Source organism: Cupriavidus cauae (assembly GCF_008632125.1).
Classification (GTDB): Bacteria; Pseudomonadota; Gammaproteobacteria; order Burkholderiales; family Burkholderiaceae; genus Cupriavidus; species Cupriavidus cauae.
This window is the reverse complement of record NZ_VWRN01000072.1, coordinates 44698-65932: the sequence shown is the minus strand read 5'-3', so window position 1 is coordinate 65932 and position 21235 is coordinate 44698. Positions and strand designations below refer to the sequence as shown.

Below are 21235 nucleotides of genomic sequence, written 5' to 3'. Positions count from 1 at the left end.
CGCGGGTAGCGCGATGTGGCTGCCGTTACGGGGCTGCCGTTACGGGGCTGCCGTTACGGGGCTACCGTTACGGGGCTGCCGTTATGAGGCTACCGTTACGGGCCCTCGTTATGCGGCTGCCGTCATGCGGCGACCGCCAGCGCGTCGCGCAACAGCGGCAGATGCGGCGCCGCCGCCGTGCCTTCCAGCCGCAGCAGTGCCTGCTTGCGGTCGGTGCCGCCGGCATAGCCCGTCAGCGCGCCCTTGGCGCCCAGCACGCGATGGCAGGGCACGATCACCGAGATCGGGTTGCGGCCCACCGCGCTCCCAACCGCGCGCGCATGGCCGGGCGGCAGGCCGAGGCCCAGGGCCAATTGGCCATAGCTGATGGTTTCGCCGAAGGGGATCTCGCACAGCGCCCGCCAGACCTGCTGCTGGAAGGCGCTGCCGGCCAGGCGCAGCGGCACGGTGAAACGCTGCCTCCCACCGGCGAAGTACTCGGTCAGCTCTTGCGCCGCCTGCGCCAGTACGCGCGCATTACGTGCGTCAACGGCAGCGGAGTCGAACGGTCCGGCCGGATGGTATTTCTGGCCGGCAAAGAACATCCCGGTCAGATGGCCGTCTTCTGCGCGCAACAGCACGTCGCCGAGCGGGCTCGACATCGAACGATAGTGAATCATGTTGGCTGCTCCTGTAATTGAGGGCGGCGTGTTCTGCGGGCGCGTCGCGTCACGGCTGGATCGCCAGTGGTAGCGCCAAGGCCCGCGGGCACCGCGCGCGCCTCGGCACGTTCGCGCTCGCGGCGGTCCTGCATGTCCTGGTACTGCCGCCACAGATGCATGGCAGCGTAAGCGCGCCACGGCGCCCATTGCGCGGCGTGCCGCAGCATCTCGCCGTTGCGCTCGATGCCGAGCACCTTGCGCAGCGCATAGTCGGTGGCCGGGAACGCATCGGGCCAGCCCAGCGCGCGCATCGCAATGTATTGCGCGGTCCAGTCGCCCACGCCGTCGATGGCACACAGCGCCGCGACGGTCTGCGCGGGTTCCACACCGGGCTCGAGCGACACCCTGCCTTCGACCACGGCCGTGGCGATCGCATGGATCGCGCGCGCCTTGGCCATCGGCACGCCCAGTGCATTGAGCTCCGTCACTGGCACCGCAGCCAGCGTGGCCGCGCCCGGAAAGCAGGCGCGCAGTTCGTCCATCGGCGCGGCCAGCGGTACGCCATGGGCCTGCACCAGCCGATGCAGCATGGCACGGGCCTGGGCCAGCGAGACAACCTGGCCCAGTACCGCCCGCACCGCGATCTCGAAACCGTCCACCGTCCCCGGCAACCGCATGCCGGGCATGTCGGCCGCCAGCGCGCCCAGATGGCGATCGACCACGTCGGGCCGGCAACCGAGATCGCACAAGCGCCGGACCTTGCCCAGCACCTGCGGAATGGCATGCGCCAGCGAACCGGACAGCGTCACGCGCAATACGTGGCGTTGCGGGACCAGCGCGAGCCGTATCCAACCGCTGTGCAGTCGTCCACCCACTTCGATGGCAACGGTGCGTCCGTATTCGCCGCCATGCGCATCGGGCCAGATCTGCTCGACGCCCTGCACCGCGCGCGCACCGAGAAACTGCATCAGCGCGGCCCACGCCATTGGCGGCCGGTAGCCGAGCTCGAACACCAGGCGGTCGGCCGGCATGCCCGCGGCGCGCTTGCGCATCGCGGTGGGCGCCAGGCCGTAGCGCGTCTTCAGCACGTCGTTGAAGCGGCGGACGCTGCCGAAGCCGGCCGCCAGTGCCACCTCGGTGACGGGCAGCGCGGTATCGGTCAGCAGCCGCTTGGCGAGCAGCAGGCGCTGCGTCTGCGCATAGTCGACCAGCGAGACGCCGAACTGCGCGGTGAACAGCCGCCGCAGGTGCCGCTCGGTGACGCCGATGCGCGCGGCGAGCTCGGGCACGCCGGCATCGGCCAGGAAGCCCTCGTCGATCAGCGTCGCCGCCGCCTGCGCCAGCCGGCCCGACAGGTCGGCAATCCCATGGCCTGGCGCCAGCTCGGGCCGGCAGCGCAGGCAGGGCCGATAGCCGTGCTTCTCGGCCGCCGCCGCGGTGGCGAAGAAACTGCAGTTTTCCCGCTTGGGCGTGCGCACCGCGCAGACCGGCCGGCAGTAGATGCCGGTCGACGACACGGCGACGAAAAAGCGCCCGTCGAAGCGGCGGTCGTGCGAAACCACGGCGCGGTAGCAGGTGTCGGGATCGAGTTCCATGGCTGCATGCTATCGCTTTCCGGCGAAGCGACCAGCCGGATTCGGACATGCGAGTCCGAGCCGTCCGGCCACGTCCCGTTCAGCGGGATTTGCTCCGCCGCCCGCGCCACTGGCGCGCCGCGATGACGAAGGCGTCGATCAGCGCAGCGGTCGGCGCGCGCGACAGCGCCGAAGGCCGCGCCAGCACGCCGACCTCGCGATGGATCGGCCGCCCCGGCAACGGTTCGGCCTGCACGTTCGGACATTGGGCCAGCGGCAGCAGATCGGCCGGCACGATCGCGCAGCCCAGGCCCTGGTCGACCATCTGCAGGATCACCGCCGGCTCGTCGAGCTCCATGCCTTCGTCGACGCGCAGCCGATGGCGCTTCAGATAGCGGTCGACCAGATGCCCGCCGGCCGAATGCCGGTTGTAGCGGATGAAGGGCAGCGCGCCCAGCATCGCCCTCAGCTCGCGCGGCGCGCCACGCGGCGCGATGGCAACGAAGGGCTCGCTCAGCAAGGGCAGCCATTTCAGCTCGGCCGGAATGCCGAGCCGGGGCTTGATCATCACCGCGACCTCGAGCTCGCGCGCGTCGACCTGGGTCAACAACTGCGTCGACATGCCGGGCACGATATTGACGTGGGTCTTCGGATAATCGGCGCGGAAACGCTGCATCGCCTTGGGCAGCAGCGTCGATTGCACCGTCGATACCGCGCCCAGGTCGATCGGCGTCAGCGCGGGAGCCGCGTGCGCCTGTCCCTTCATCGACTCGTACAGCTCGACGAAACGCACCGCCTCGGGCAGCAGCTTGCGCCCCTGCTCGCTGAGCGCCACCGACTTGCCGGTGCGATCGAACAGCGCGCAGCCCAGATCCTCTTCCAGCCGCCGTATCTGCGTGCTGACCGCGGACTGGGTCAGCGACAGCCGCGCCGCGGCGGCGGAAAACGAAGCGGTCTCGGCAGCGACCAGGAAGGTGCGGAAGTAGCGGATCATGGCGAAGGGCTCGGCGGTATCCGATCGAAATCCTTGATACTCAGCGCCAAAATGATTCGCTTCATATCGCGACTTGTGCTGAGTAGAATTTCCGGGACCATACCACGCCGCAGCCGGGCGCTTCCTCTCCACAAAGGCCGACACACACATATGCAAACCATTCCCCTGTTCCACCTGGCGTTCCCTGTCCACGATCTGGCCGAGGCCCGGCGCTTCTACGGCGAGCTGCTCGGCTGCCCCGAGGGCCGCAGCTCCGACAGCTGGGTCGATTTCAACTTCTACGGCCATCAGGTGGTCGCGCACCTGTCGCCCGAAGAGACCGGACATCGCTCGACCAGCGCGGTCGATGGCGACGACGTGCCGGTGCGCCATTTCGGCGCGATCCTGTCGATGGAGCAATGGGAGGCGCTGGCCGACAAGCTGCGCGCGGCCAACGTCAAGTTCGTGATCGAACCGCATGTGCGATTCAAGGGCCAGGTCGGCGAACAGGCCACGATGTTCTTCCTCGACCCGTCGGGCAATGCGCTCGAATTCAAGGCGTTCGGCGATATCAGCCAGGTGTTCGCGAAGTAAGGACTTCCGCGCGGCGCTGCCGGTCGCAAGCGTTGCCACGCTGCAGCGCCGGTGGCCGGCAGCGCTATAACGACAGGCCGCCCAGATGGTCCGCCAGCAGGTCGATGAAGGCCCGCGTCTTGGCCGGAATCGCGCGGGCCGCGGGCCATACCGCCTGCACCGGGATCGGCGGCGCCTCGAACGCGTCCAGCACCGTCACCAGGCGCCGCTGGTCGAGCAGAGGCTGCACCTGCCATAGCGGGCCGAAGCCGATGCCAAGGCCCAGCGCCACCGCCTCGTTGACGGCGGCCGTGCTGCCCGCGCGCAATCTGCCGTCGACGGCGAAGCGCCGCAGCTTGCCGTCGACCAGGAACGGCCAGCGCGCGTCGTTGCCCTCGCCGCTGCGCACGACGCAGCGATGCGCGGCCAGGTCGCGCGGGTGCGCCGGCACGCCGTGGCGCGCCACATAGCTGCGCGAGCAGAAGGCCACGCGCCGCAGCATCGCCAGCCGGCGCGCCTTCAGGTTGTCGTCGGTCACCTCGCCGATCCGCACCGCCAGGTCCAGCCCTTCCGCGCGCAGATCGGTGAAGGCGTCGCTGACCGTCAGCTCCACTTCCACCTTCGGATGCCGCTCCATGTAACGGGCGACCACCGGCACGATATATGCCGGTGCAAACAGCACCGGTGCGCTGACCCGCAGCGTGCCGGACGCGGACGTACTCAGGCTCGACGCGGCATCCCACGCCTCGTTCAACTCCGCCATGGCCGGCGCGACGCGATGCCGGAACGCCTCGCCGGGCTCGGTCAGCTGGCAGCTGCGGGTGGTTCGCTGCACCAGCTGCACGCCGAGGCTGCGCTCGAGCAGCGCCAGCGAACGGCTGACCGATTGCAGCGAGCGGCCCAGATGCCGGGCGGCCTTGCTCAGGCTGCCGTGCTCGGCGATGGCGAGGAAGGTCAGGATGTCGGATACGCGGTCCATCGGCGCTCCACGGTTGGATTCCCGTTTGGATTCCGTTTGGATTCCGGTTGGATTCCGGTTGGATTCGAAGATCGTTGCCCGCCATTCTCTCAGTTTGTGGAAGAGAGAATCATCGAGCGCCCGTATTCTCCTCCGATACGTGACTCTCTATCGTGTCCGGATCATCCACCACGAACGAGGAAACGCATCGTGACATCCATCGCCACAGCAACATCTCCCTCCGAGTCCGCGGCGGCGCGCCGCGTACTGGTCGTCGGCGCCGCCGGACGGTTTGCCGGCCTGGTTCCGCAGGCGCTGCGGGACAAGGGCGTGACCGTGCGCGGACTGGTCCGCGACGCGCAACGCGCTCCCCACGCCCTGGCCAATGGCGTCGACGAGGTCGCCGTTGCCGACCTGCGCTCGCCCGAGACGCTGGTGGCCGCGCTGGACGGCGTCGACGGCGTCTTCTACATCGGCCCCGCCTTCGCGCCGGACGAATCGCAGCTCGGCATCAACATGGTCGCCGCGGCGCGGCGCGCCGGCGTACGGCGCTTCGTGTTTTCCTCGGTGATCCAGCCGACCGACGTGACGCTCGCCAACCACGCCAGCAAGATTCCGGTCGAGCAGGCGCTGTTCGATTCGGGCCTGCAGTTCACCGTGCTGCAGCCCGCGAACTTCCATCAGAACCTGCTGGGCGGATGGGCGCGCGTGGTGGCCGAGGGCAGCTTCGCCGAGCCCTATCCGGTCGACGTGCCGGTGGCCCGCGTCGACTATCGCGACGTGGCGGAGGTCGCCGCGATGGCACTGACCACCGATCGGCTGGCGCACGGCTGTTTCGAGCTGGCCGGCGAGGCGGGACTGACGCGCACGCAGATTGCCGCGATGATGAGCGAGGCGCTCGGCCGCAACATTGTCCCCGGCGAGATCGATTTCGAGCGATGGAGGGCGCGCCTGCCGCTGGACTACACCGCGGCCCAATGGGAGCTGCTGCGCAAGATCCACGAACACTATGCAGCCCATCGATTGCGCGCCAATACGCTGGTGCTGCAGGCGATCCTGGGTCGTCCGCCAAGGTCGATGCAGGCGTTTGTGCGGGAACTCGCGACGAGCACCCGCGCGGCGGCGTGAGCGGTCATCGGCCACGCCGCACGGGCGTGGTCTCGGCCCCGGATCGGTGAGCCATTCGGGGCACCTTCCGCTTGCCGGGTGACCTCAAGGACTGTATATTTGTACAGTCCTTGATCGCCACGGAGGTAAGCATGTCAATCGCACGAGCCGGCAGCAAAAACGAGGCCCTGCGTCTGCTGGCCGCCCGTGAGGTTCTGGCGCTGGAGCTGGACTATGAAACGGGTTGGCAGGACGCCGTCGAACTGGGCCGGCTGGGGGAAAAACGCGGCATACGCGTCCAGTACCGCGGCCAGGAAAGCATCGCGGTGCGCTCGCACGAGGCCCTGATCGAAGGGCTCGCCAAACCCAAGACCACCTTCCGTCAGCGCAATCTCTATTGCCTGTTCGATCTCGGCGCCATTGCCGACCAGGAACTGCATGAGCTCGAAGCGCGCGCCAGCCGCCTCGGCGACTACATCCTGGCCGGCCATCTGCTGCGCGAGGTGGATGCCTTCTGGCATTGAGGCGCGATGAAAGCGCGCGATTGCAGCACGCGATTGCAGCGCCCGACCAGGGCGCGGATCGAGGCGTGATGGTGGCTGAGCCGAGCACGACGCTGCGACGCCGTGTCGCAGCACCAGGAACAGCGGCAAAACCATCGCTTCACCCGACGATCCACCAAATACTTTCGTGAGCTTTTCGAAAGAATGCGGTATCCGGGCAACGCACGATGGTGCCCCCGATCGCAGGCAGGGTTGGCTCCCGCGCCAGCGCCAGGCAATCCAGCGAACGGAACACATCAGGCAAAACACAACAGGAGACCCGCGACACCATGTCAGCCAACCTGTACGACGCCAAGGAGCCGCTGCTGCGCTGTCTGCAAGAGAATCTGGCCGGTTGGCATTCGGCCCTCGACCACGTTCTGTCACAGTCCGGCATCTCCCCGACGGAATGGCTCCTGCTGCAACACCTCGCACACCGGCAGCGCACCGAACCGGATCGCATCACGGCGGCTTGCACCTTGCCCTGGCTCGAGGCCGAGGAATTCGAGGCGATGGTCCGCAGCCTGTCGGACCAGGGATGGCTCGAGCAGCAGTCCGGCCCGTATGCGGCGCAGCCGATTCCGTTGATCCGCTCCAGCGCCAGCCATCGCATGGACAAGCTCGGTCAGGCCATCAAGGCGCTGCAATCGGTCTGGGTCTCGCCGCTGAGCCTGGAAGAGCGCGGCATGATGCTCACCTGTCTGACCAGGATGCGGCGCCAGCTCGAGCGGCTGGCGCCACGCGGCTCGACGAACTGCGCGACAAACTCCGCAGCAAACTGCGCGGCCAGCGGCGGCAGCGTGACGCGCGGCACCTCGGATCGCCGGCTGCTGATTCGCTGAGTCGCCGGCTGCTGATTCGCTGAGTCGCCGGCTGCTGATTCGCTGAGTCGCCGGCTGCTGATCCGCTGAGTCGCCGGCTGCTGATCCGCTGAGGCGCGGGCCGCCGCGCGCTACGCGCTGACGTTGGCGCTGACACTGGCGCCGTATTGCGGCCATATCGCGCGCGGCTGGGGGCAGACCGCATCGCGCGGCAGCTGCAGCAAGGTAAGCCTCAGCCGTCCCCGTCCGCTTTCGACCGTTCCCAACGAGGCTTCCATCAGCTGGCCGCCGGCCGGCGCCTGCGCAAACCAGTCCGACATCGCGACGCGGCGTTCGTGCACGACGGCAGCCAGCATGGCATCGCCCGACGGCTCGATCGTGCCCTTCCCGTCCCGTACCGGCAGCGCGGCCGGATCGATGCGCCAGCCCGCCGAGCACGCGGTCTCGCTGAGCCAGCTGGCGCGCACCGTCCCGGCCTCGTCGAGCACCAGCACGGCCTTCTGCGCGGTACGTGCAAGCCAGCGCCGCGCGGCATGCAGCAGCGGCACCTGCAGTTGCGAGGCGAAGGCCATCAGCACGTCGCCATCGACATGGCCCGTCAGGCCGAGATGGCAGGCAGTTGCCGGCATCGTCAGCCGCGCCGCGAAGCTGTAGGCGCGCGCCGCGGGGCTGTCGTCATCGGCCAGCGAATACAGGCTCGCTTGCCGGCATTCGAAGGCGTCGGTATCTGCATGCTCGCCGCGCATCGCATAGCAGGCGAGCAGCCAGGCCTGGACGAAGCGGGTGTCGGACGGACGCAGCGCGGTCCTGTGCAGCAGCGTCCAGCCGCCGTTGCCGGTCCGGTACAGCACGCCGTCGACGTCGCCGAGCTCGGCCGCCTGGACCGACACGATCGGATCGCGGCGGCCCAGAATGACTGCCGCGCCTAGCGCCAGCGCGCCCACGTCGAGCGGTGCGGTCGGCGGCGTCGCGCAGGCGGCGCGCAGCGCGGCGATGATCGGAAAGCATGGCGGACGAACCGGCTCGTCCGCGGTCCATCCCAGATGCGGGGCCCAGCCGTGCGCGCCGGCACCGGAGTGTGCCACCCCGGATGCCGTGCCGGCGAGGCGGACGCGTTGAAGCTGTTTCATGCTCGAACCCTCCGCGTCCGGACCGGCTTCAATCGCGCAGCAGCTGCTTGGCGATGATCATTTGCTGGATCTGCGTGGTGCCTTCGTACAGGCGCAGCAGACGGACGTCGCGGTAGAAGCGTTCGGCCTTGTATTCGGCGATATAGCCTGCACCGCCGTGGATCTGCACCGCGCGATCGGCCACGCGGCCTACCATCTCGGTACAGAACATCTTGACGCAGGAGGCCAGCATGCTGACTTCGGGATCGCTCTTGCCCGGCTCCTTGGCGTCGTAGCGCTGCGCGCAATCACGCACCATCGACAGGCCGGCGTAAAGCTCGGCCTGGCTGTCGGCCAGCATGCCCTGGATCAGCTGGAATTCGCCGATCGGGCGGCCGAACTGCTTGCGGTCCTTGGCGTAGCCCACCGCATCGGTCAGCAGGCGATGGGCCATGCCGCACGCCAGCGCCGAGATATGCAGGCGGCCGCGGTCGAGCACCTTCATCGCGGTCTTGAAGCCCACGCCCGGCACGCCGCCGATGATGTTGGCGGCCGGCACGCGCACGTTTTCCAGCACCACGTCGCAGGTCTTGGTGCCGCGCTGGCCCATCTTCTTGTCGGGCTTGCCCAGCGAGATCCCGGGCGTGTCGGCCGGCACGATGAAGGCCGAGATGCCCGACGCGCCCGGGCCGCCGGTGCGCGCCATCAGCGTGAAGGCGCCGGCGCGCGGCGCATTGGTGATGAAGCGCTTGGTGCCGTTGATCACATAGTGATCGCCGTCCAGTTCCGCCTTGGTCTGCAGCGAGGCCGCGTCGGAGCCCGCGTTCGGCTCGGTCAGCGCGAAGGAGATGATCAGCTCGCCGCTGGCGATGCGCGGCAGATAGTTCTGCTTCTGCTCCTCGGTGCCATCCATCAGGATGCCTTGGGAGCCGATGCCCACGTTGGTGCCGAACACCGAGCGGAAGGCCAGCGCGGTATGGCCGAGGTCATAGACGACATCGCACTCCTGCGACATCGACAGGCCGATGCCGCCGTAGTTTTCCGGGATCGAGATGCCGAACAGGCCCATCTCCTTCATGTCGGCCACGATATCGGCCGGCACGTCGTCCGTTTCCTCGAGGATGTCCTCGGCGGGCTTCAGGCGCTCTTCGATGAAGCGCTGCACCGAGGCGCGCAGCAAGGAAAACGATTCGGTGTCCAGGGTCATGGCGATCTCCGTGGGAATTCGGTGGAGGAAGGGTGGCGCCGCGGGGCCGGCAGCGGTCCGGGGCCGGACCGGCCAATCCGGCAATGCGGGCGGATGGCCGTCATGGTACGCCGACCCCGGATTTTGACAATCCACGCCAGCTTGGACAGAATGGACAGCCATATTTGACAATCCGCGGCCGGCGCCGCTTTCCGGCCCGCCGGCCCGCCGTCCCGCTCCTGCCGCTCCTGCCGCCATTTCGCCATGATGGATCTGAACGCCCTGCGCCTGTTCGTCGATATCGTCGACGCCGGCAACCTTTCCGCCGCCGCACGCAAGCTCAAGATGACGCGCGCCAACGTCAGCTACCGGCTCAAGGCGCTGGAGGAAGAGCTTGGCGTGCAGCTGCTGCGCCGGACCACGCGCCATGTCGAGCCGACGCCGGTGGGCGCCGGCCTCTACGAGCACGGCCGCAACATCCTCGCCGAGGTGGCCGCGGCCGACGCGCTGATCAGCAATATGGGCAAGACGCTGCAGGGCCATGTGCGGCTGTCGGTGCCGACCGGCCTGGGCCACGCGCTGCTGTCGCCGCTGCTGGTGCAGTTCAAGCACCGCTACCCGGACATCACGCTCGATGTGGTGTTCGACAACCGCATCCACAACCTGGTGTCGGAGGACGTCGAGGTCGCGTTGCGGATCATTTCGACCCCGCCCGATTCGGTGGTCGCGACCGAGATCGGCGAGGTCGATTGGGTGGTGTGCGCCTCGCCGGCCTATCTGGCCGCGCAGCCGGCGCCGCGGACGCTTGCCGATCTGCAGCGCCATGCGATCGTCTGCGCCTCGCCGGTCGGGCAGAAGCTGAAGGCCTTCGGCGCGCGCGCCGGCGAGGACGAACGCGAGCAGGTCGCGCTGGAGCCTACGCTGAGCTCCGAGAATTTCGCCTTCCTGAAGGAGGCCGTGCTGGGCGACGTCGGCATCGGCATCTTTCCGCTCTACGCGATCGGGCGCGAACTCGCCGCCGGCCTGGTGACGCCGGTATTGCGCGACTACCGCATCAGCGTGTTCGGCAGCCGGCTCTACATGCTGACCCTGCCGAACCGCTACCAGACCATGGCGACGCGCTGCCTGCTGACGTTCCTGAAGGGGGAATTGCAGGCGATCTGGCCGCGGCTGGCGGCGATGCCGCAGTGACGCAGCGATTCAGTGACTCCGTGGCGCAGTGGCGCAGTGATGCAGTAACGCGGTGACCACAAGCCGCCGGCGGGCGCGCAGCCCCTTTAATCCGCCCCGCCCGTCGACGCCCGCTCGATCACGCGAAAGCCCACGTCGACGATGCGCGGCTCCACCGGCAGGCCCTTGCACTTGTCCAGGATCAGCCGCGCGGCGGTCGCGCCGATACGCGCGGCATCGACCTGGACCGTGGTCAGCGACGGCGCCATGTGCGCGGACGCCTCGGCATCGCCGAAGCCGCAGACCGCCAGATCCTCGGGCACGCGCAGGCCGCGCGCCTGCGCTTCGACCAGCACGCCCTGCGCCAGCTGGTCCGAGCTGCAGCAGATCGCCTGCAGCCGTGGCTCCTTCTCCAGCAGCTCCGCTAGAGCGCGCCGCCCCAACGGCAGATTGCTGGGCGCCGGCACGACCGCGGTCGGCACCGGCCGGCCGAAGGTCGACACGAAGGCCTCCGAGCGCAGGCGTGCCCGGCGATCGTCGCCGGTGGCGATGCCCACGCGCTGCCAGCCCTTCGACAGGAAATAGCCCGCCACCGCGCTGCCGACCTTGACGTGCGAAAAGCCGACCGCCATGTCCACCGGCCGGTCGCTGAGCTCCCACGTCTCGACCACCGGAATGCCGGACTGCCGCAGCCGCTCGCGCGCCGCCTCCGACTGGATCAGCCCGGTGACGACGATGCCGTCCGGGCGCCGGCCGATCATCGCGTTGAGCAACGCCTCCTCGCGCGAATCGTCGTAGCTGCTCTGGCCGAGGATCAGGTGGTAGCCGGCCGCCTCCAGCGTCTCGGTCAGCGCCTTGATGGTCGGCAGGAACTGCGTCACCGCGATATCGGGCACGACCGCCGCCACCATCAGGCTGCGCCGCGACTTCAGTCCGCCTGCGATCAGGTTCGGGATATAGCCCACCGCCTCCGCCGCCTGCTGCACGCGTTCGATGGTCTTGGCCGACACCATGCCGGGATTGCTGAGCGCGCGGGACGCGGTGATCAGCGACACGCCGGCCTCGCGGGCGACGTCATGCAGGGTCACGGACTTGTTCTGGGCTTTGGTGGGGGCCACGTCGGGGTCTCGGATCAAGGCAAAAGGTAGGGCAACGACAAGGCAACGACAGGGCAACGGATAGGCGGCCTCGGGAAAGCCATTAGCCGGCATCGTGGCGAAGCGCGTTGACAGCGATGATATGACAACGTTAGCATTTCGCCGAAACGTGCCCGTTCCTGTCGCGCCGTACAAAATCGCTGTGCACGGCGCCCGACATTGTAACGGGCTTGTTTTGGCGGCGAAATGACAACGTTGTCATTTCGCACCGCAAGACGAAGACGATTACCCCCCGCCCAACGGAGACACCCCATGACCCTCGCCGCCGACCGCATCGCCTGGATCCGCCTGTCCAGCTGCTTTCTGCCGCTGGCCACCCCGATCAGCGACGCCAAGGTGCTGACCGGCCGCCAGAAGCCGATGACCGAGGTCGCGATCCTGTTCGCCGAGATCACGACCGCGGACGGGCGCGAGGGCATGGGCTTCAGCTATTCCAAGCGCGCCGGCGGTCCCGGCCAGTACGCCCATGCCTGCGAGCTGGCGCCGACGCTGCTGGGCGAAGACCCCAGCGACATCGCGCGGCTGTGGGACAGGCTGTGCTGGGCCGGCGCCTCGGTCGGGCGCAGCGGCATGGCGACGCAGGCGATCGGCGCCTTCGACGTCGCGCTGTGGGACCTGAAGGCGCGCCGGGCGGGCCTGTCGCTGGCCAAGCTGCTCGGCGCGCAGCGCAATGCGGTGCGCTGCTACAACACCTCGGGCGGCTTCCTGCATACGCCGCTCGATCAGCTGTTGGTCAACGCCGCCGCCTCGGTCGAGCGCGGCATCGGCGGCATCAAGCTCAAGGTCGGCCAGCCGGACGGCGCGCGCGACCTCGAACGGGTCGGCGCCGTACGCAAGCAGCTGGGCGACGCCGTGCCGCTGATGGTCGACGCCAACCAGCAGTGGGACCGCCCCACCGCGCAGCGGATGTGCCGCACGCTGGAGCCGTTCAACCTGGTCTGGATCGAGGAGCCGCTGGACGCCTACGACCACGAGGGTCATGCCGCGCTGGCCGCGCAGTTCGATACACCGATCGCCACCGGCGAGATGCTGACCAGCGCCGCCGAACACTGGGACCTGATCCGCCACCGCGCCGCCGACTACCTGATGCCCGACGCCCCGCGCGTGGGCGGCATCACGCCCTTCCTGAAGGTCGCGGCGCTGGCCGAGCACGCCGGCCTGATGCTGGCCCCCCATTTCGCGATGGAGCTGCACATCCACCTGGCGGCGGCGTATCCGCGCGAGCCCTGGGTCGAGCATTTCGACTGGCTCGAGCCGCTGTTCAACGAGCGGCTGGAGATCCGCGATGGCCGCATCGCCGTGCCGACGCGGCCGGGCCTGGGCGTATCGATCAGCGAGCAGGCGCGTGCGTGGACCCGCGCGCAGGCCGAATTCGGCGAGCGCCCGTAACGGCGACCAGCCGACGAGAACCCGGCAGACGGGGCAGTAAACAGGCAGGAATAGACAGAAACAGGCCGGCGCCCAAGACCGGCCGATGCACGACAAGCGCAGACCCCATCCTCAAGGAGACACTGATGAAACGCCTGATCGCCACGCTGGCCCTCGGCCTTGCCACCACGCTGTCCGCCCACGCCGCCTGGCCCGACAAGCCGGTCGCGATGGTGGTGCCCTTCCCCGCCGGCGGCTCGACCGACGTGATTGCGCGCATCCTCGGCGCCAAGCTGCAGGAGCAGACCGGCGCCAGCTTCGTGGTCGAGAACAAGCCCGGCGCGGCGGGCGCGATCGGCGCCAGCTTCGTCAAGCGCGCGCCACCGGACGGCTATACGCTGCTGGTGTCCTCGCTGGGGCCGCTGGTCATCGCGCCGCATCTGATCAAGAGCACGCCCTACGACCCGGCCCGCGATTTCGACTACATCTCGGTGGCGGTGCAGGCGCCCAACATCCTGGCCGTGCCGGCCAACTCGCGCTTCCAGACGTTGCAGGAAGTCGTGGCGTACCTGAAGGGCAATCCCGGCAAGCTGACCTTCGCCTCGGCCGGCAACGGCACCAGCGACCATCTGACCGCCGAGCTGTTCTGGCAGCAGACCGGCACCAGCGGCACGCATGTCCCCTACAAGGGCGGCGCGCCGGCGATGAACGACCTGATCGGCGGCCAGGTCGATGCGACCTTCATGAACATCAATACCGCGATGCCGCACGTCAAGGCCGGCAAGATCCGCGCGCTGGCGATCACCAGCACGCAGCGCTCGCCGGTGCTGCCCTCGGTGCCGACCATGGAAGAAGCGGGCATCAAGAACCTGGTCGTCTATTCGTGGCAGGCCGTGGCGGCGCCCAGGGGACTGCCCGCCGATATCCGGGACAAGCTGCACAAGGGCATCGTCGCCGGGCTGAACGACCCCGCGGTCAAGAACAAGCTGCTCGAGGTCGGCTTCGAGATCGTCGGCAACACGCCCGAACAGTTCACCCGCTTCCAGGCCGCCGAGTCGGCCCGCTGGAAGCGCGTCATCGAAACCGGAAAGATCGCCGCCGACTGACGGCGGCACAGGAGAACCACTCATGATGCAAACGGCGAGCCGCGGCCCCGGCCAACCGCTCTATATCCGCATGCACGAGGCCGACAACGTCGCCATCGTCGCCAACGACGGCGGCCTGCCGGCCGGCGCTACCTTCCCGTGCGGGGTGCAACTGGTCGAAAACGTGCCGCAGGGCCACAAGGTCGCGCTGGTCGATCTCGACGAGGGCGCGCCGGTGCTGCGCTACAACGTCGTCATCGGCTACACGGTCAAGCCGCTGCCGCGCGGCAGCTGGGTCAACGAGCGCGTGCTGCGGATGCCGTCCGCGCCCGAGCTTGATGCGCTGCCGATCGCCAATCGCGTGCCGCCCGCGCTGCCGCCGCTGGAGGGCTACACCTTCCAGGGCTACCGCAACGCCGACGGCTCGGTCGGCACGCGCAACATCCTCGCCATCACGACCACGGTGCAGTGCGTGGCCGGCGTGGTCGACTTCGCCGTGCGCCGGATCAAGGCCGAGCTGCTGCCGCGCTATCCGAACGTCGACGACGTCGTCGCGCTCGAGCACGGTTATGGCTGCGGCGTGGCCATCGACGCGCCCGATGCGGTCATCCCGATCCGCACGATCCGCAACCTCGCGCTCAATCCGAACTTCGGCGGCGAAGTGATGATCGTCAGCCTGGGCTGCGAGAAGCTGCAGCCGGCGCGCCTGATCGAGGCCGGCACGATACCGCTGCAGGTCGAGGGCGGCGCGCCCGATGTGGTGTGCCTGCAGGACGAGCGCCATGTCGGCTTCGGCTCGATGATCGATTCGATCCTGGAGACGGCCGAGCGCCATCTGCAACGGCTGAACGCGCGTCGGCGCGAGACCTGCCCGGCGTCGGACCTGGTCGTTGGCGTGCAGTGCGGCGGCAGCGATGCGTTCTCCGGCGTCACGGCCAATCCCGCGGTCGGCTTCGCCACCGACCTGCTGGTGCGGGCCGGCGCCACCGTGATGTTCTCCGAGGTCACCGAGGTGCGCGACGGCATCGACCAGCTGACCGCGCGCGCCGCCACGCCCGAGGTCGCGCAGGCGATGATCGAGCAGATGGCGTGGTACGACCATTACCTCAGCAAGGGCCGCGTCGACCGCAGCGCCAACACCACGCCGGGCAACAAGAAGGGCGGCCTGTCGAACATCGTCGAGAAGGCGATGGGCTCGATCGTCAAGTCGGGTACCGGGCCGATCCACGGCGTGGTGGCCCCCGGCGAGAAGGCCACGCAGAAGGGCCTGCTCTATGCGGCGACGCCGGCCAGCGACTTCATCTGCGGCACGCTGCAGCTGGCCGCCGGCATGAACCTGCATGTGTTCACCACCGGACGCGGCACACCGTACGGACTGGCCGAAGTCCCGGTGATCAAGGTCGCCACGCGCAGCGATCTGGCACGCCGCTGGCACGACCTGATGGACATCGACGCCGGCCGCATCGCCACCGGCGAGGCCACCATCGAAGAGGTGGGCTGGCAGCTGTTCCGCGCGATGCTGGACATCGCCAGCGGCCGCAAATCGTATGCCGAGCAGTGGAAGCTGCAGAACGCGCTGGTGCTGTTCAATCCGGCGCCGGTGACCTGAGGGCGGCGGCCTCGTTCTGGCCCAGGTCGCCGCTGTCCTCCTTGAGCCGCACGCCGCTGCAGCCGAGCGCGAGCGCGCCGCGCAGCAGCCACGCCAGCCGATCGGCCGCCTGCTGGTAGGACAGTCCCTCGGGCCGCACGTTGGAGATGCAGTTGCGCTGCGCGTCGGTGCGCCCGGGGTGCGGATCGTAGGTCAGGTAGATGCCGAGGCTGTCCGGCGAGCTGAGCCCGGGGCGTTCGCCGATCAGCATCACGACCTGGCGCGCGCGCAACAGCTCGCCGATCTCGTCGCCGAGGGCGACGCGCGACTGCTCGGCGATCGCGACCGGACCGATCCGCCAGTCGGGCAGCCGCTCCCGTACCAAGCTCAGCACCGGCACCGCATGACGCTGCGCCGCCTGTGACGACAGGCCGTCGGCGATCACGAAGGCGACGTCGCACGGCTCCCCCGCCGCCTGGCGCAGCCGCTCGCGACTGTCCCCGTCCAGCCGGCGGCCCAGATCCGGGCGGCGCAGATACTGCGCGCGATCCGCCGCGGCACTGTGGACCCGCAGGTTGGCAAACCCGGCCTCGTCCAGCGCCGCCTCGACGGCCTCGCACGACAGCGGCTGGTGCACCGCGTCGCGCGCCTGCGCATGGGCGAGGCCGAACGCGAGCACCGCATCGGTGGGCTGGCTGTGCCCCGCCCGCCCGAGCGCGATGCGCGCCGAGGTGAACTGGCGCAACCGTTGCCAGGGATGCGGCGGAGCAAGGTTCGAAGGCATCGTTGGCTCCCGGAGCGGTTACAGGTCGTGCGCCAGTTGCAGCAGCGGCTGGCGCTCGGCCGGCTCGACCAGCCTGCCGTCGTCGCCGAGGATGCCCGTGCGCTGCAGCCATGCCTCGAACTCCGGCGCCGGCGCCAGGCCCAGCGTCTCGCGCAGATACAGCGCGTCGTGGAAGGCGGTGCTCTGGTAGTTCAGCATGATGTCGTCCGCGCCCGGCACGCCCATGATGAAGTTGACGCCGGCCACGCCGAACAGCGTCAGCAGCGTGTCCATGTCGTCCTGATCGGCCTCGGCGTGGTTGGTGTAGCAGATGTCGCAGCCCATCGGCACACCGAGCAGCTTGCCGCAGAAATGGTCCTCCAACCCCGCGCGCACGATCTGCTTGCCGTCGTACAGGTACTCCGGCCCGATGAAGCCGACCACGGTATTGACCAGCAGCGGCGAGAACGCGCGCGCCACCGCGTACGCCCGCGCCTCCATGGTCTGCTGGTCGACGCCGTGGTGGGCGTTGGCCGACAGCGCGCTGCCCTGCCCGGTCTCGAAGTACATCAGGTTGTCGCCAACCGTGCCACGCCCGAGCGACAGCGCGGCGGCGCGGGCTTCGGCCAGCAGCGCCAGGTCGATGCCGAAGCTGGCGTTGGCCTGTTCGCTGCCGGCGATCGACTGGAACACCAGGTCCACCGGCGCGCCCTGCTCGATCGCGCGCAGCGTGTTGGTGACATGGGTCAGCACGCACGATTGCGTCGGCACGCCGTGCCGCTCGCGCAGCTCGTCGATCAGCCGCAGCAGGGCCACGATCGACGCCAGGTTGTCGCCGGCGGGATTGATGCCGATGGTGGCGTCGCCGCAACCGTAGAACAGGCCATCGATGATCGATGCGGCGATCCCCTTGGGGTCGTCGGTCGGATGGTTCGGCTGCAAGCGCACCGACAGCCGGCCCGGCAGCCCGATCGTGTCGCGAAAGCGCGTGACCACGCGGCATTTGCGGGCCACCGCGATCAGGTCCTGGTTGCGCATCAGCTTGCTGACCGCCGCCGCCATCTCCGGCGTGATGCCCGGCGCCACCCGCGCCAGCACCGTGCCGTCGGTCTCATGCAGCAGCAGCCAGTTGCGGAATTCGCCGACCGTCAGCGCGGCGATCTCGGCGAAGGCATCGGCGTCGTGGCGATCGACGATCAGGCGCGTGACCTCGTCGCTTTCATAGGGAATCAGCGCCTCGTTCAGGAAGCGCGACAGCGGCAGGTCGGCCAGCACCATGCGCGCGGCCATCCGTTCTTCCTCGGTGTCGGCCGCGAGGCCGGCCAGCTGGTCGCCCGAGCGGGCCGGGCTGGCCTTGGCCAGCAGGGTCTTCAGGTCCGCGAACGCATAGCGCCGCGCGCCGATCGTTTCAGTGAACGCCATCTGTTCCCCCGGCAAGGAGTGGTGGCCCGGTCATCGCGCAGCTTGGCGTAGCTTGACGCGGCTTGGCGTGGCTTGACGCGGCTTGGCGCGATGGCGGGGCCCCTGGTCCGCAATATAGCGCGCAAACGTTACGGGAGCGGGGGGAGGGGCATATCGCGGGGTGGCTGGGCGCAAGGCGTACCCGTTTCTGCGTGCCGCTATTGCTGGCTCGGCGACCCGACCATGGGCTGGATTTCCGGGGTTGTGACGGCTCCCGCGGCTCGTTTGAGCGTCCCACCGTAGGGCGATCCGCCCGTTCAGCAGGTGTGACCGTACCCGTTTCTGCGTACGTTCGCGAAGGTTTTCCCGGGGGAGGCATCCGACTCCAAAATACCGAAGAAAGCGCGTCGCTTCCCTGGTCCTCGCCGTTACTCCGCCCGGCTTCGCACGTAATCGATATGCGCCTGCATCGCCGTGCGCGCCTCTTCCGGACGCCGCGCCAGGATCGCCGCGCACAACGTCCGATGCTGCAGCAGCAGTTGTTCGGAGGCCTCCGGGTCCTGCTCGCGCAGGCCGGTGCCATTGGTCGTGATGTGCTCGCGCAGCATGCCGATCACGCTGGTATGCAGGTGCAGGAACATCGTGTTGTGCGAGGCCAGCGCGATCGCCTCGTGCAGCTTGGCGTCGGCATCCGCCTCCGCCTGCTTGTCGTCGCGGCCTCGGGCTCGCTCCAACTGGTCCAACAGCGCGCGGATCCGCCGCAGATCCTGCGTGTCGGCGCGCAGCGCGGCGAAATAGGCGGTGGCGCCTTCCAGCACGCGGCGAAATTCGAGGATGTCCTCGCGCAGCGCCGGATGATCGGCCACCAGCTGGCGCCACGGCGAGGCGATGCCGCTGCGCAGCTGCTCGGTGACGAACACGCCGGCGCCGCGCCGGCTCTGCAGCAGGCCGCGCGCGGCCAGCCGCTGGGTGGCCTCGCGCACCGTATTGCGAGCCACGCCGTAGGTCTCGGCCAGGACGCGCTCGGCCGGCAGGCGCGTACCGGCCGGCCACGTGCCGTCCAGCAGCGCGGTCTCGACCTTGCGCATCACCTCTTCCACCCGGCCGCGCTCGCGCATGCCTGCCGCCATCGTTTTCTCCCTTCGCATCGCCATGCCACGTGCTGGTCCGCCGACCGGCCCGCCACCGGGGCTGGCCACCTGGTCCGCCACCCTGCTTGCCGCCCGGTTCGCCAACTGGTCCAACCAATTTGAACCTTGTCGCCGCAGCGGGAATTATGCCGCCGAAGCGGACGCGCCTTGCGGTGCCCGATCGCGCCCCGGTCCCACCCATTGCGCCCCATCGCGCCCGCCATCAGACGCATGACGACGTCCCCAGCACCACGCATCGAGCCCGCCATTGCAGGCGGGCCATCTCCGGAGCGAGACATGATTCCGAGGCAATACCCCGAGGCCCCCGCCGAGGTGTACCTGTTCGCGACCTGCCTGGTCGACCTGTTCGTGCCGCAAGCCGGCCTGGATGCGGTCCGCCTGCTCGAGCGCGAAGGGCTGACCGTGCATTTCCCGCGCGGGCAGAGCTGCTGCGGCCAGCCGGCCTACAGCAGCGGCAACCCCGAGCAGGCGCGCGCCGTCGCACGCGCGCAGCTGGACCTGTTCGCACAGCCCTGGCCGATCGTGGTGCCCTCCGGCTCCTGCGCCGGCATGATGCGCCATCACTGGCCCAGGCTGTTCGAGGACGACGCCGTCGCCGGGCCGAAGGCGCGCGCGCTGGCCGAGCGCGTGTACGAACTGAGCGAGTTCCTGCTGCGCGTACTGAAGGTCCGCTTTCCCGCTGCGGCGGCCTCGGGGTCGAAGTCCAGATCGGGGTCGGGGTCGGACTCGGGCTCCGGATCCGCCCGACCCGAAACCGTGGTGCTGCATACCTCCTGCGCGGCCCGCCGGGAGATGGGAACGCGCGTGCACGGGGTCGAGCTGATCGACGCGTTGCCTGGCGTCGCACGGCTGGAACACGAGCGCGAGTCCGAATGCTGCGGTTTCGGCGGCACCTTCTCGCTCAAGCATCCGGACATTTCGGGGGCGATGGTGCAGGACAAAGTCCGCTCGGCCTGCGCGACCGGCTGCGACACGCTGGTATCGGCCGACTGCGGCTGCCTGCTCAATATCGGCCACGCCGCGCGCCGGCAGGCGCTCGGGCTCAAGGTCGAGCACATGGCCACGTTCCTGTGGCGCCGCCTTGGCAGCGGCGATGGCAGCGGTGACAGCGGTGACGATGGCAGCCGTGACAGCATCGGCGGCGGAAGCGGCGGCAGAGGAAGCGGCGGTAGCGGCGGCAGCGGCGGCGGTCGGGATGTGGCCATCGCCGGAACGGAGCCACAGCGATGAACGCCGACGACGCCCGCACCCGCATTCTCGAACGGCTGCGCGCCGCCGCGCCGGATGCAGCGAACGCAGCCGACGGCCACGCCGCCGCGCCAACGCTGAGCCGGCGCATCGATGCGCATTTCGACGTCCGGCGCGCGATGCACGCGCCCGCGGACGCCGCCACGCTGACGGACGCGATGCAGGTCAACTTGCAGGCCGCCCACGCCGAGGTGTGGCGCACCGACAAGGCCGGCTGGCCCGCGCTGCTCGCCGGGCGCCTGGCCGCCGATGGCGTGCACCGGCTGCTGTTCGATTCCCAGGGTCCCGAGGGCGCCGCGCTGTCGCGCGCCCTCCCGTCTACCGTGGAAGCCGTCGCCTATCAACGCCCCATCGAAGACTGGAAACGCGAGCTGTTCGACACCATCGACGCCGGCTTCACGGTGGCGCGCTCCGGCATCGCCGGCACCGGCACGCTCGTGCTCGTGCCCGACGCGCGCGCACCGCGCACGGTCTCGCTGGTGCCGCCGCTGCATGTGGCGCTGGTCTACGCCGACACGCTGCATGCCGACCTGCACGCGGCCATGCGCGCCGAACGCTGGCAGGACGGCATGCCGACCAACCTGGTGCTGGTGTCCGGCCCGTCGAAGACCTCCGACATCCAGCAGACGCTGGCCTATGGCGCGCATGGACCGCGCCGGCTGTGGGTGCTGATCGTCGAGCGCGCCGGCAAGGCGCCATCGGCCGCTGTATCGGCCGCTGTATCGGGCGCTGTATCGGGCGCTGTATCGAGCGCGTTATCGGCCGCGGTATCCGCCACGCCATCGAGCGCGGTACCGGGCGCGGTACCGGCACAGGGAGA

At 69.2% G+C, this 21235-nt stretch carries 19 protein-coding genes and 1 pseudogene; 10 read left to right on the top strand and 10 right to left on the bottom strand.

Annotated features, from left to right (window positions below; translation table 11 throughout):
- Positions 1–122: 122 nt before the first annotated feature.
- From F1599_RS24750 to F1599_RS24740, 3 genes are all read right to left on the bottom strand, one after another.
- Positions 123–659, bottom strand: a complete 537-nt coding sequence (locus F1599_RS24750) for a methylated-DNA--[protein]-cysteine S-methyltransferase (RefSeq protein WP_150084829.1) — start codon at positions 657–659, stop codon at positions 123–125.
- Complete coding sequence (locus F1599_RS24745; RefSeq protein WP_150084828.1) at positions 656–2236, bottom strand: DNA-3-methyladenine glycosylase 2 family protein; 1581 nt, start codon at positions 2234–2236, stop codon at positions 656–658. Before F1599_RS24745 ends, F1599_RS24750 begins: the two co-directional genes overlap by 4 nt.
- Positions 2237–2315: 79 nt before the next feature.
- Entirely contained in the window at positions 2316–3209 is an 894-nt protein-coding gene (locus tag F1599_RS24740) for a LysR family transcriptional regulator (RefSeq protein WP_150084827.1), read from the bottom strand.
- A 150-nt stretch (positions 3210–3359) separates the two neighbouring features.
- On the opposite strand from F1599_RS24740, the gene F1599_RS24735 reads away from it, so the two are divergent.
- A complete protein-coding gene (locus F1599_RS24735) occupies positions 3360–3782 on the top strand; it encodes a VOC family protein (RefSeq protein WP_149318467.1) in 423 nt (140 codons plus the stop codon).
- A 64-nt stretch (positions 3783–3846) separates the two neighbouring features.
- On the opposite strand, the gene F1599_RS24730 is transcribed toward F1599_RS24735, so the two are convergent.
- Positions 3847–4740, bottom strand: a complete 894-nt coding sequence (locus tag F1599_RS24730) for a LysR family transcriptional regulator (protein WP_150084826.1) — start codon at positions 4738–4740, stop codon at positions 3847–3849.
- Between the two features lie 189 nt (positions 4741–4929).
- Between F1599_RS24730 and F1599_RS24725 the strand changes: the two genes are divergently transcribed.
- From F1599_RS24725 to F1599_RS24715, 3 genes are all read left to right on the top strand, one after another.
- Positions 4930–5847, top strand: coding sequence for an NmrA family NAD(P)-binding protein (locus F1599_RS24725; protein WP_150084825.1), 918 nt, complete (start codon positions 4930–4932; stop codon positions 5845–5847).
- 131 nt (positions 5848–5978) lie between these two features.
- The gene (locus tag F1599_RS24720; RefSeq protein ID WP_150084824.1) at positions 5979–6350 is read left to right on the top strand and encodes a PHA-granule associated protein 4; all 372 of its coding nucleotides are present in this window, start codon (positions 5979–5981) and stop codon (positions 6348–6350) included.
- Between the two features lie 206 nt (positions 6351–6556).
- On the top strand, positions 6557–7210 hold the full coding sequence (locus F1599_RS24715; RefSeq protein ID WP_150084823.1) for a hypothetical protein: 654 nt from the start codon (positions 6557–6559) through the stop codon (positions 7208–7210).
- Between the two features lie 110 nt (positions 7211–7320).
- Here the strand turns inward: F1599_RS24715 and F1599_RS24710 are convergent, their stop codons facing one another.
- A complete protein-coding gene (locus F1599_RS24710; protein ID WP_150084822.1) occupies positions 7321–8319 on the bottom strand; it encodes a hypothetical protein in 999 nt (332 codons plus the stop codon).
- 28 nt (positions 8320–8347) lie between these two features.
- Entirely contained in the window at positions 8348–9505 is a 1158-nt protein-coding gene (locus F1599_RS24705) for an acyl-CoA dehydrogenase family protein (protein WP_150084821.1), read from the bottom strand.
- A gap of 246 nt (positions 9506–9751) precedes the next feature.
- On the opposite strand from F1599_RS24705, the gene F1599_RS24700 reads away from it, so the two are divergent.
- The gene (locus F1599_RS24700; RefSeq protein WP_149318681.1) at positions 9752–10675 is read left to right on the top strand and encodes a LysR family transcriptional regulator; all 924 of its coding nucleotides are present in this window, start codon (positions 9752–9754) and stop codon (positions 10673–10675) included.
- Positions 10676–10761: 86 nt separating this feature from the next.
- Here the strand turns inward: F1599_RS24700 and F1599_RS24695 are convergent, their stop codons facing one another.
- Positions 10762–11772, bottom strand: a complete 1011-nt coding sequence (locus F1599_RS24695) for a LacI family DNA-binding transcriptional regulator (protein ID WP_150084820.1) — start codon at positions 11770–11772, stop codon at positions 10762–10764.
- A 291-nt stretch (positions 11773–12063) separates the two neighbouring features.
- Between F1599_RS24695 and F1599_RS24690 the strand changes: the two genes are divergently transcribed.
- From F1599_RS24690 to garD, 3 genes are all read left to right on the top strand, one after another.
- Positions 12064–13200, top strand: coding sequence for an L-talarate/galactarate dehydratase (locus F1599_RS24690; protein WP_150084819.1), 1137 nt, complete (start codon positions 12064–12066; stop codon positions 13198–13200).
- 125 nt (positions 13201–13325) lie between these two features.
- Positions 13326–14285 (top strand): Bug family tripartite tricarboxylate transporter substrate binding protein, encoded by a 960-nt coding sequence (locus F1599_RS24685; RefSeq protein ID WP_150084818.1) that lies wholly within the window; start codon positions 13326–13328, stop codon positions 14283–14285.
- A 25-nt stretch (positions 14286–14310) separates the two neighbouring features.
- The gene (gene garD / locus F1599_RS24680) at positions 14311–15873 is read left to right on the top strand and encodes a galactarate dehydratase (RefSeq protein WP_150084844.1); all 1563 of its coding nucleotides are present in this window, start codon (positions 14311–14313) and stop codon (positions 15871–15873) included.
- Here garD and eutC read toward each other — a convergent pair.
- The 3 genes from eutC to F1599_RS24665 all read right to left on the bottom strand — a co-directional run bounded on the left by eutC (position 15851) and on the right by F1599_RS24665 (position 19146).
- A complete protein-coding gene (gene eutC / locus F1599_RS24675) occupies positions 15851–16636 on the bottom strand; it encodes an ethanolamine ammonia-lyase subunit EutC (protein ID WP_149318478.1) in 786 nt (261 codons plus the stop codon). The two genes, garD and eutC, sit on opposite strands and share 23 nt — an antisense overlap.
- An 18-nt stretch (positions 16637–16654) precedes the next feature.
- A complete protein-coding gene (locus tag F1599_RS24670) occupies positions 16655–18037 on the bottom strand; it encodes an ethanolamine ammonia-lyase subunit EutB (RefSeq protein ID WP_149318479.1) in 1383 nt (460 codons plus the stop codon).
- 407 nt (positions 18038–18444) lie between these two features.
- A complete protein-coding gene (locus F1599_RS24665; RefSeq protein WP_190286448.1) occupies positions 18445–19146 on the bottom strand; it encodes a FadR/GntR family transcriptional regulator in 702 nt (233 codons plus the stop codon).
- Positions 19147–19443: 297 nt separating this feature from the next.
- Here F1599_RS24665 and F1599_RS24660 point away from each other — a divergent pair, with 297 nt between their 5' ends.
- Entirely contained in the window at positions 19444–20397 is a 954-nt protein-coding gene (locus tag F1599_RS24660; protein WP_223819869.1) for a (Fe-S)-binding protein, read from the top strand.
- A pseudogene (locus F1599_RS24655) lies at positions 20394–21113 on the top strand (LutC/YkgG family protein); the annotation flags it as partial. The gene F1599_RS24660 and the pseudogene F1599_RS24655, both read left to right, overlap by 4 nt.
- Positions 21114–21235: the final 122 nt, after the last annotated feature.

Bases quoted from the DNA above. Each gene is read 5' to 3' on its own strand.
- F1599_RS24730 (WP_150084826.1), bottom strand. From the start codon at position 4,740: ATGGACCGCGTATCCGACATCCTGACCTTCCTCGCCATCGCCGAGCAC.
- F1599_RS24710 (WP_150084822.1), bottom strand. From the start codon at position 8,319: ATGAAACAGCTTCAACGCGTCCGCCTCGCCGGCACGGCATCCGGGGTG.
- F1599_RS24685 (WP_150084818.1), top strand. From the start codon at position 13,326: ATGAAACGCCTGATCGCCACGCTGGCCCTCGGCCTTGCCACCACGCTG.
- F1599_RS24740 (WP_150084827.1), bottom strand. From the start codon at position 3,209: ATGATCCGCTACTTCCGCACCTTCCTGGTCGCTGCCGAGACCGCTTCG.
- eutC (WP_149318478.1), bottom strand. From the start codon at position 16,636: ATGCCTTCGAACCTTGCTCCGCCGCATCCCTGGCAACGGTTGCGCCAG.
- F1599_RS24700 (WP_149318681.1), top strand. From the start codon at position 9,752: ATGGATCTGAACGCCCTGCGCCTGTTCGTCGATATCGTCGACGCCGGC.
- F1599_RS24660 (WP_223819869.1), top strand. From the start codon at position 19,444: ATGATTCCGAGGCAATACCCCGAGGCCCCCGCCGAGGTGTACCTGTTC.
- F1599_RS24720 (WP_150084824.1), top strand. From the start codon at position 5,979: ATGTCAATCGCACGAGCCGGCAGCAAAAACGAGGCCCTGCGTCTGCTG.
- F1599_RS24705 (WP_150084821.1), bottom strand. From the start codon at position 9,505: ATGACCCTGGACACCGAATCGTTTTCCTTGCTGCGCGCCTCGGTGCAG.
- F1599_RS24750 (WP_150084829.1), bottom strand. From the start codon at position 659: ATGATTCACTATCGTTCGATGTCGAGCCCGCTCGGCGACGTGCTGTTG.
- F1599_RS24690 (WP_150084819.1), top strand. From the start codon at position 12,064: ATGACCCTCGCCGCCGACCGCATCGCCTGGATCCGCCTGTCCAGCTGC.
- garD (WP_150084844.1), top strand. From the start codon at position 14,311: ATGCAAACGGCGAGCCGCGGCCCCGGCCAACCGCTCTATATCCGCATG.
- F1599_RS24715 (WP_150084823.1), top strand. From the start codon at position 6,557: ATGGTGCCCCCGATCGCAGGCAGGGTTGGCTCCCGCGCCAGCGCCAGG.
- F1599_RS24745 (WP_150084828.1), bottom strand. From the start codon at position 2,236: ATGGAACTCGATCCCGACACCTGCTACCGCGCCGTGGTTTCGCACGAC.
- F1599_RS24735 (WP_149318467.1), top strand. From the start codon at position 3,360: ATGCAAACCATTCCCCTGTTCCACCTGGCGTTCCCTGTCCACGATCTG.
- F1599_RS24665 (WP_190286448.1), bottom strand. From the start codon at position 19,146: ATGGCGGCAGGCATGCGCGAGCGCGGCCGGGTGGAAGAGGTGATGCGC.
- F1599_RS24670 (WP_149318479.1), bottom strand. From the start codon at position 18,037: ATGGCGTTCACTGAAACGATCGGCGCGCGGCGCTATGCGTTCGCGGAC.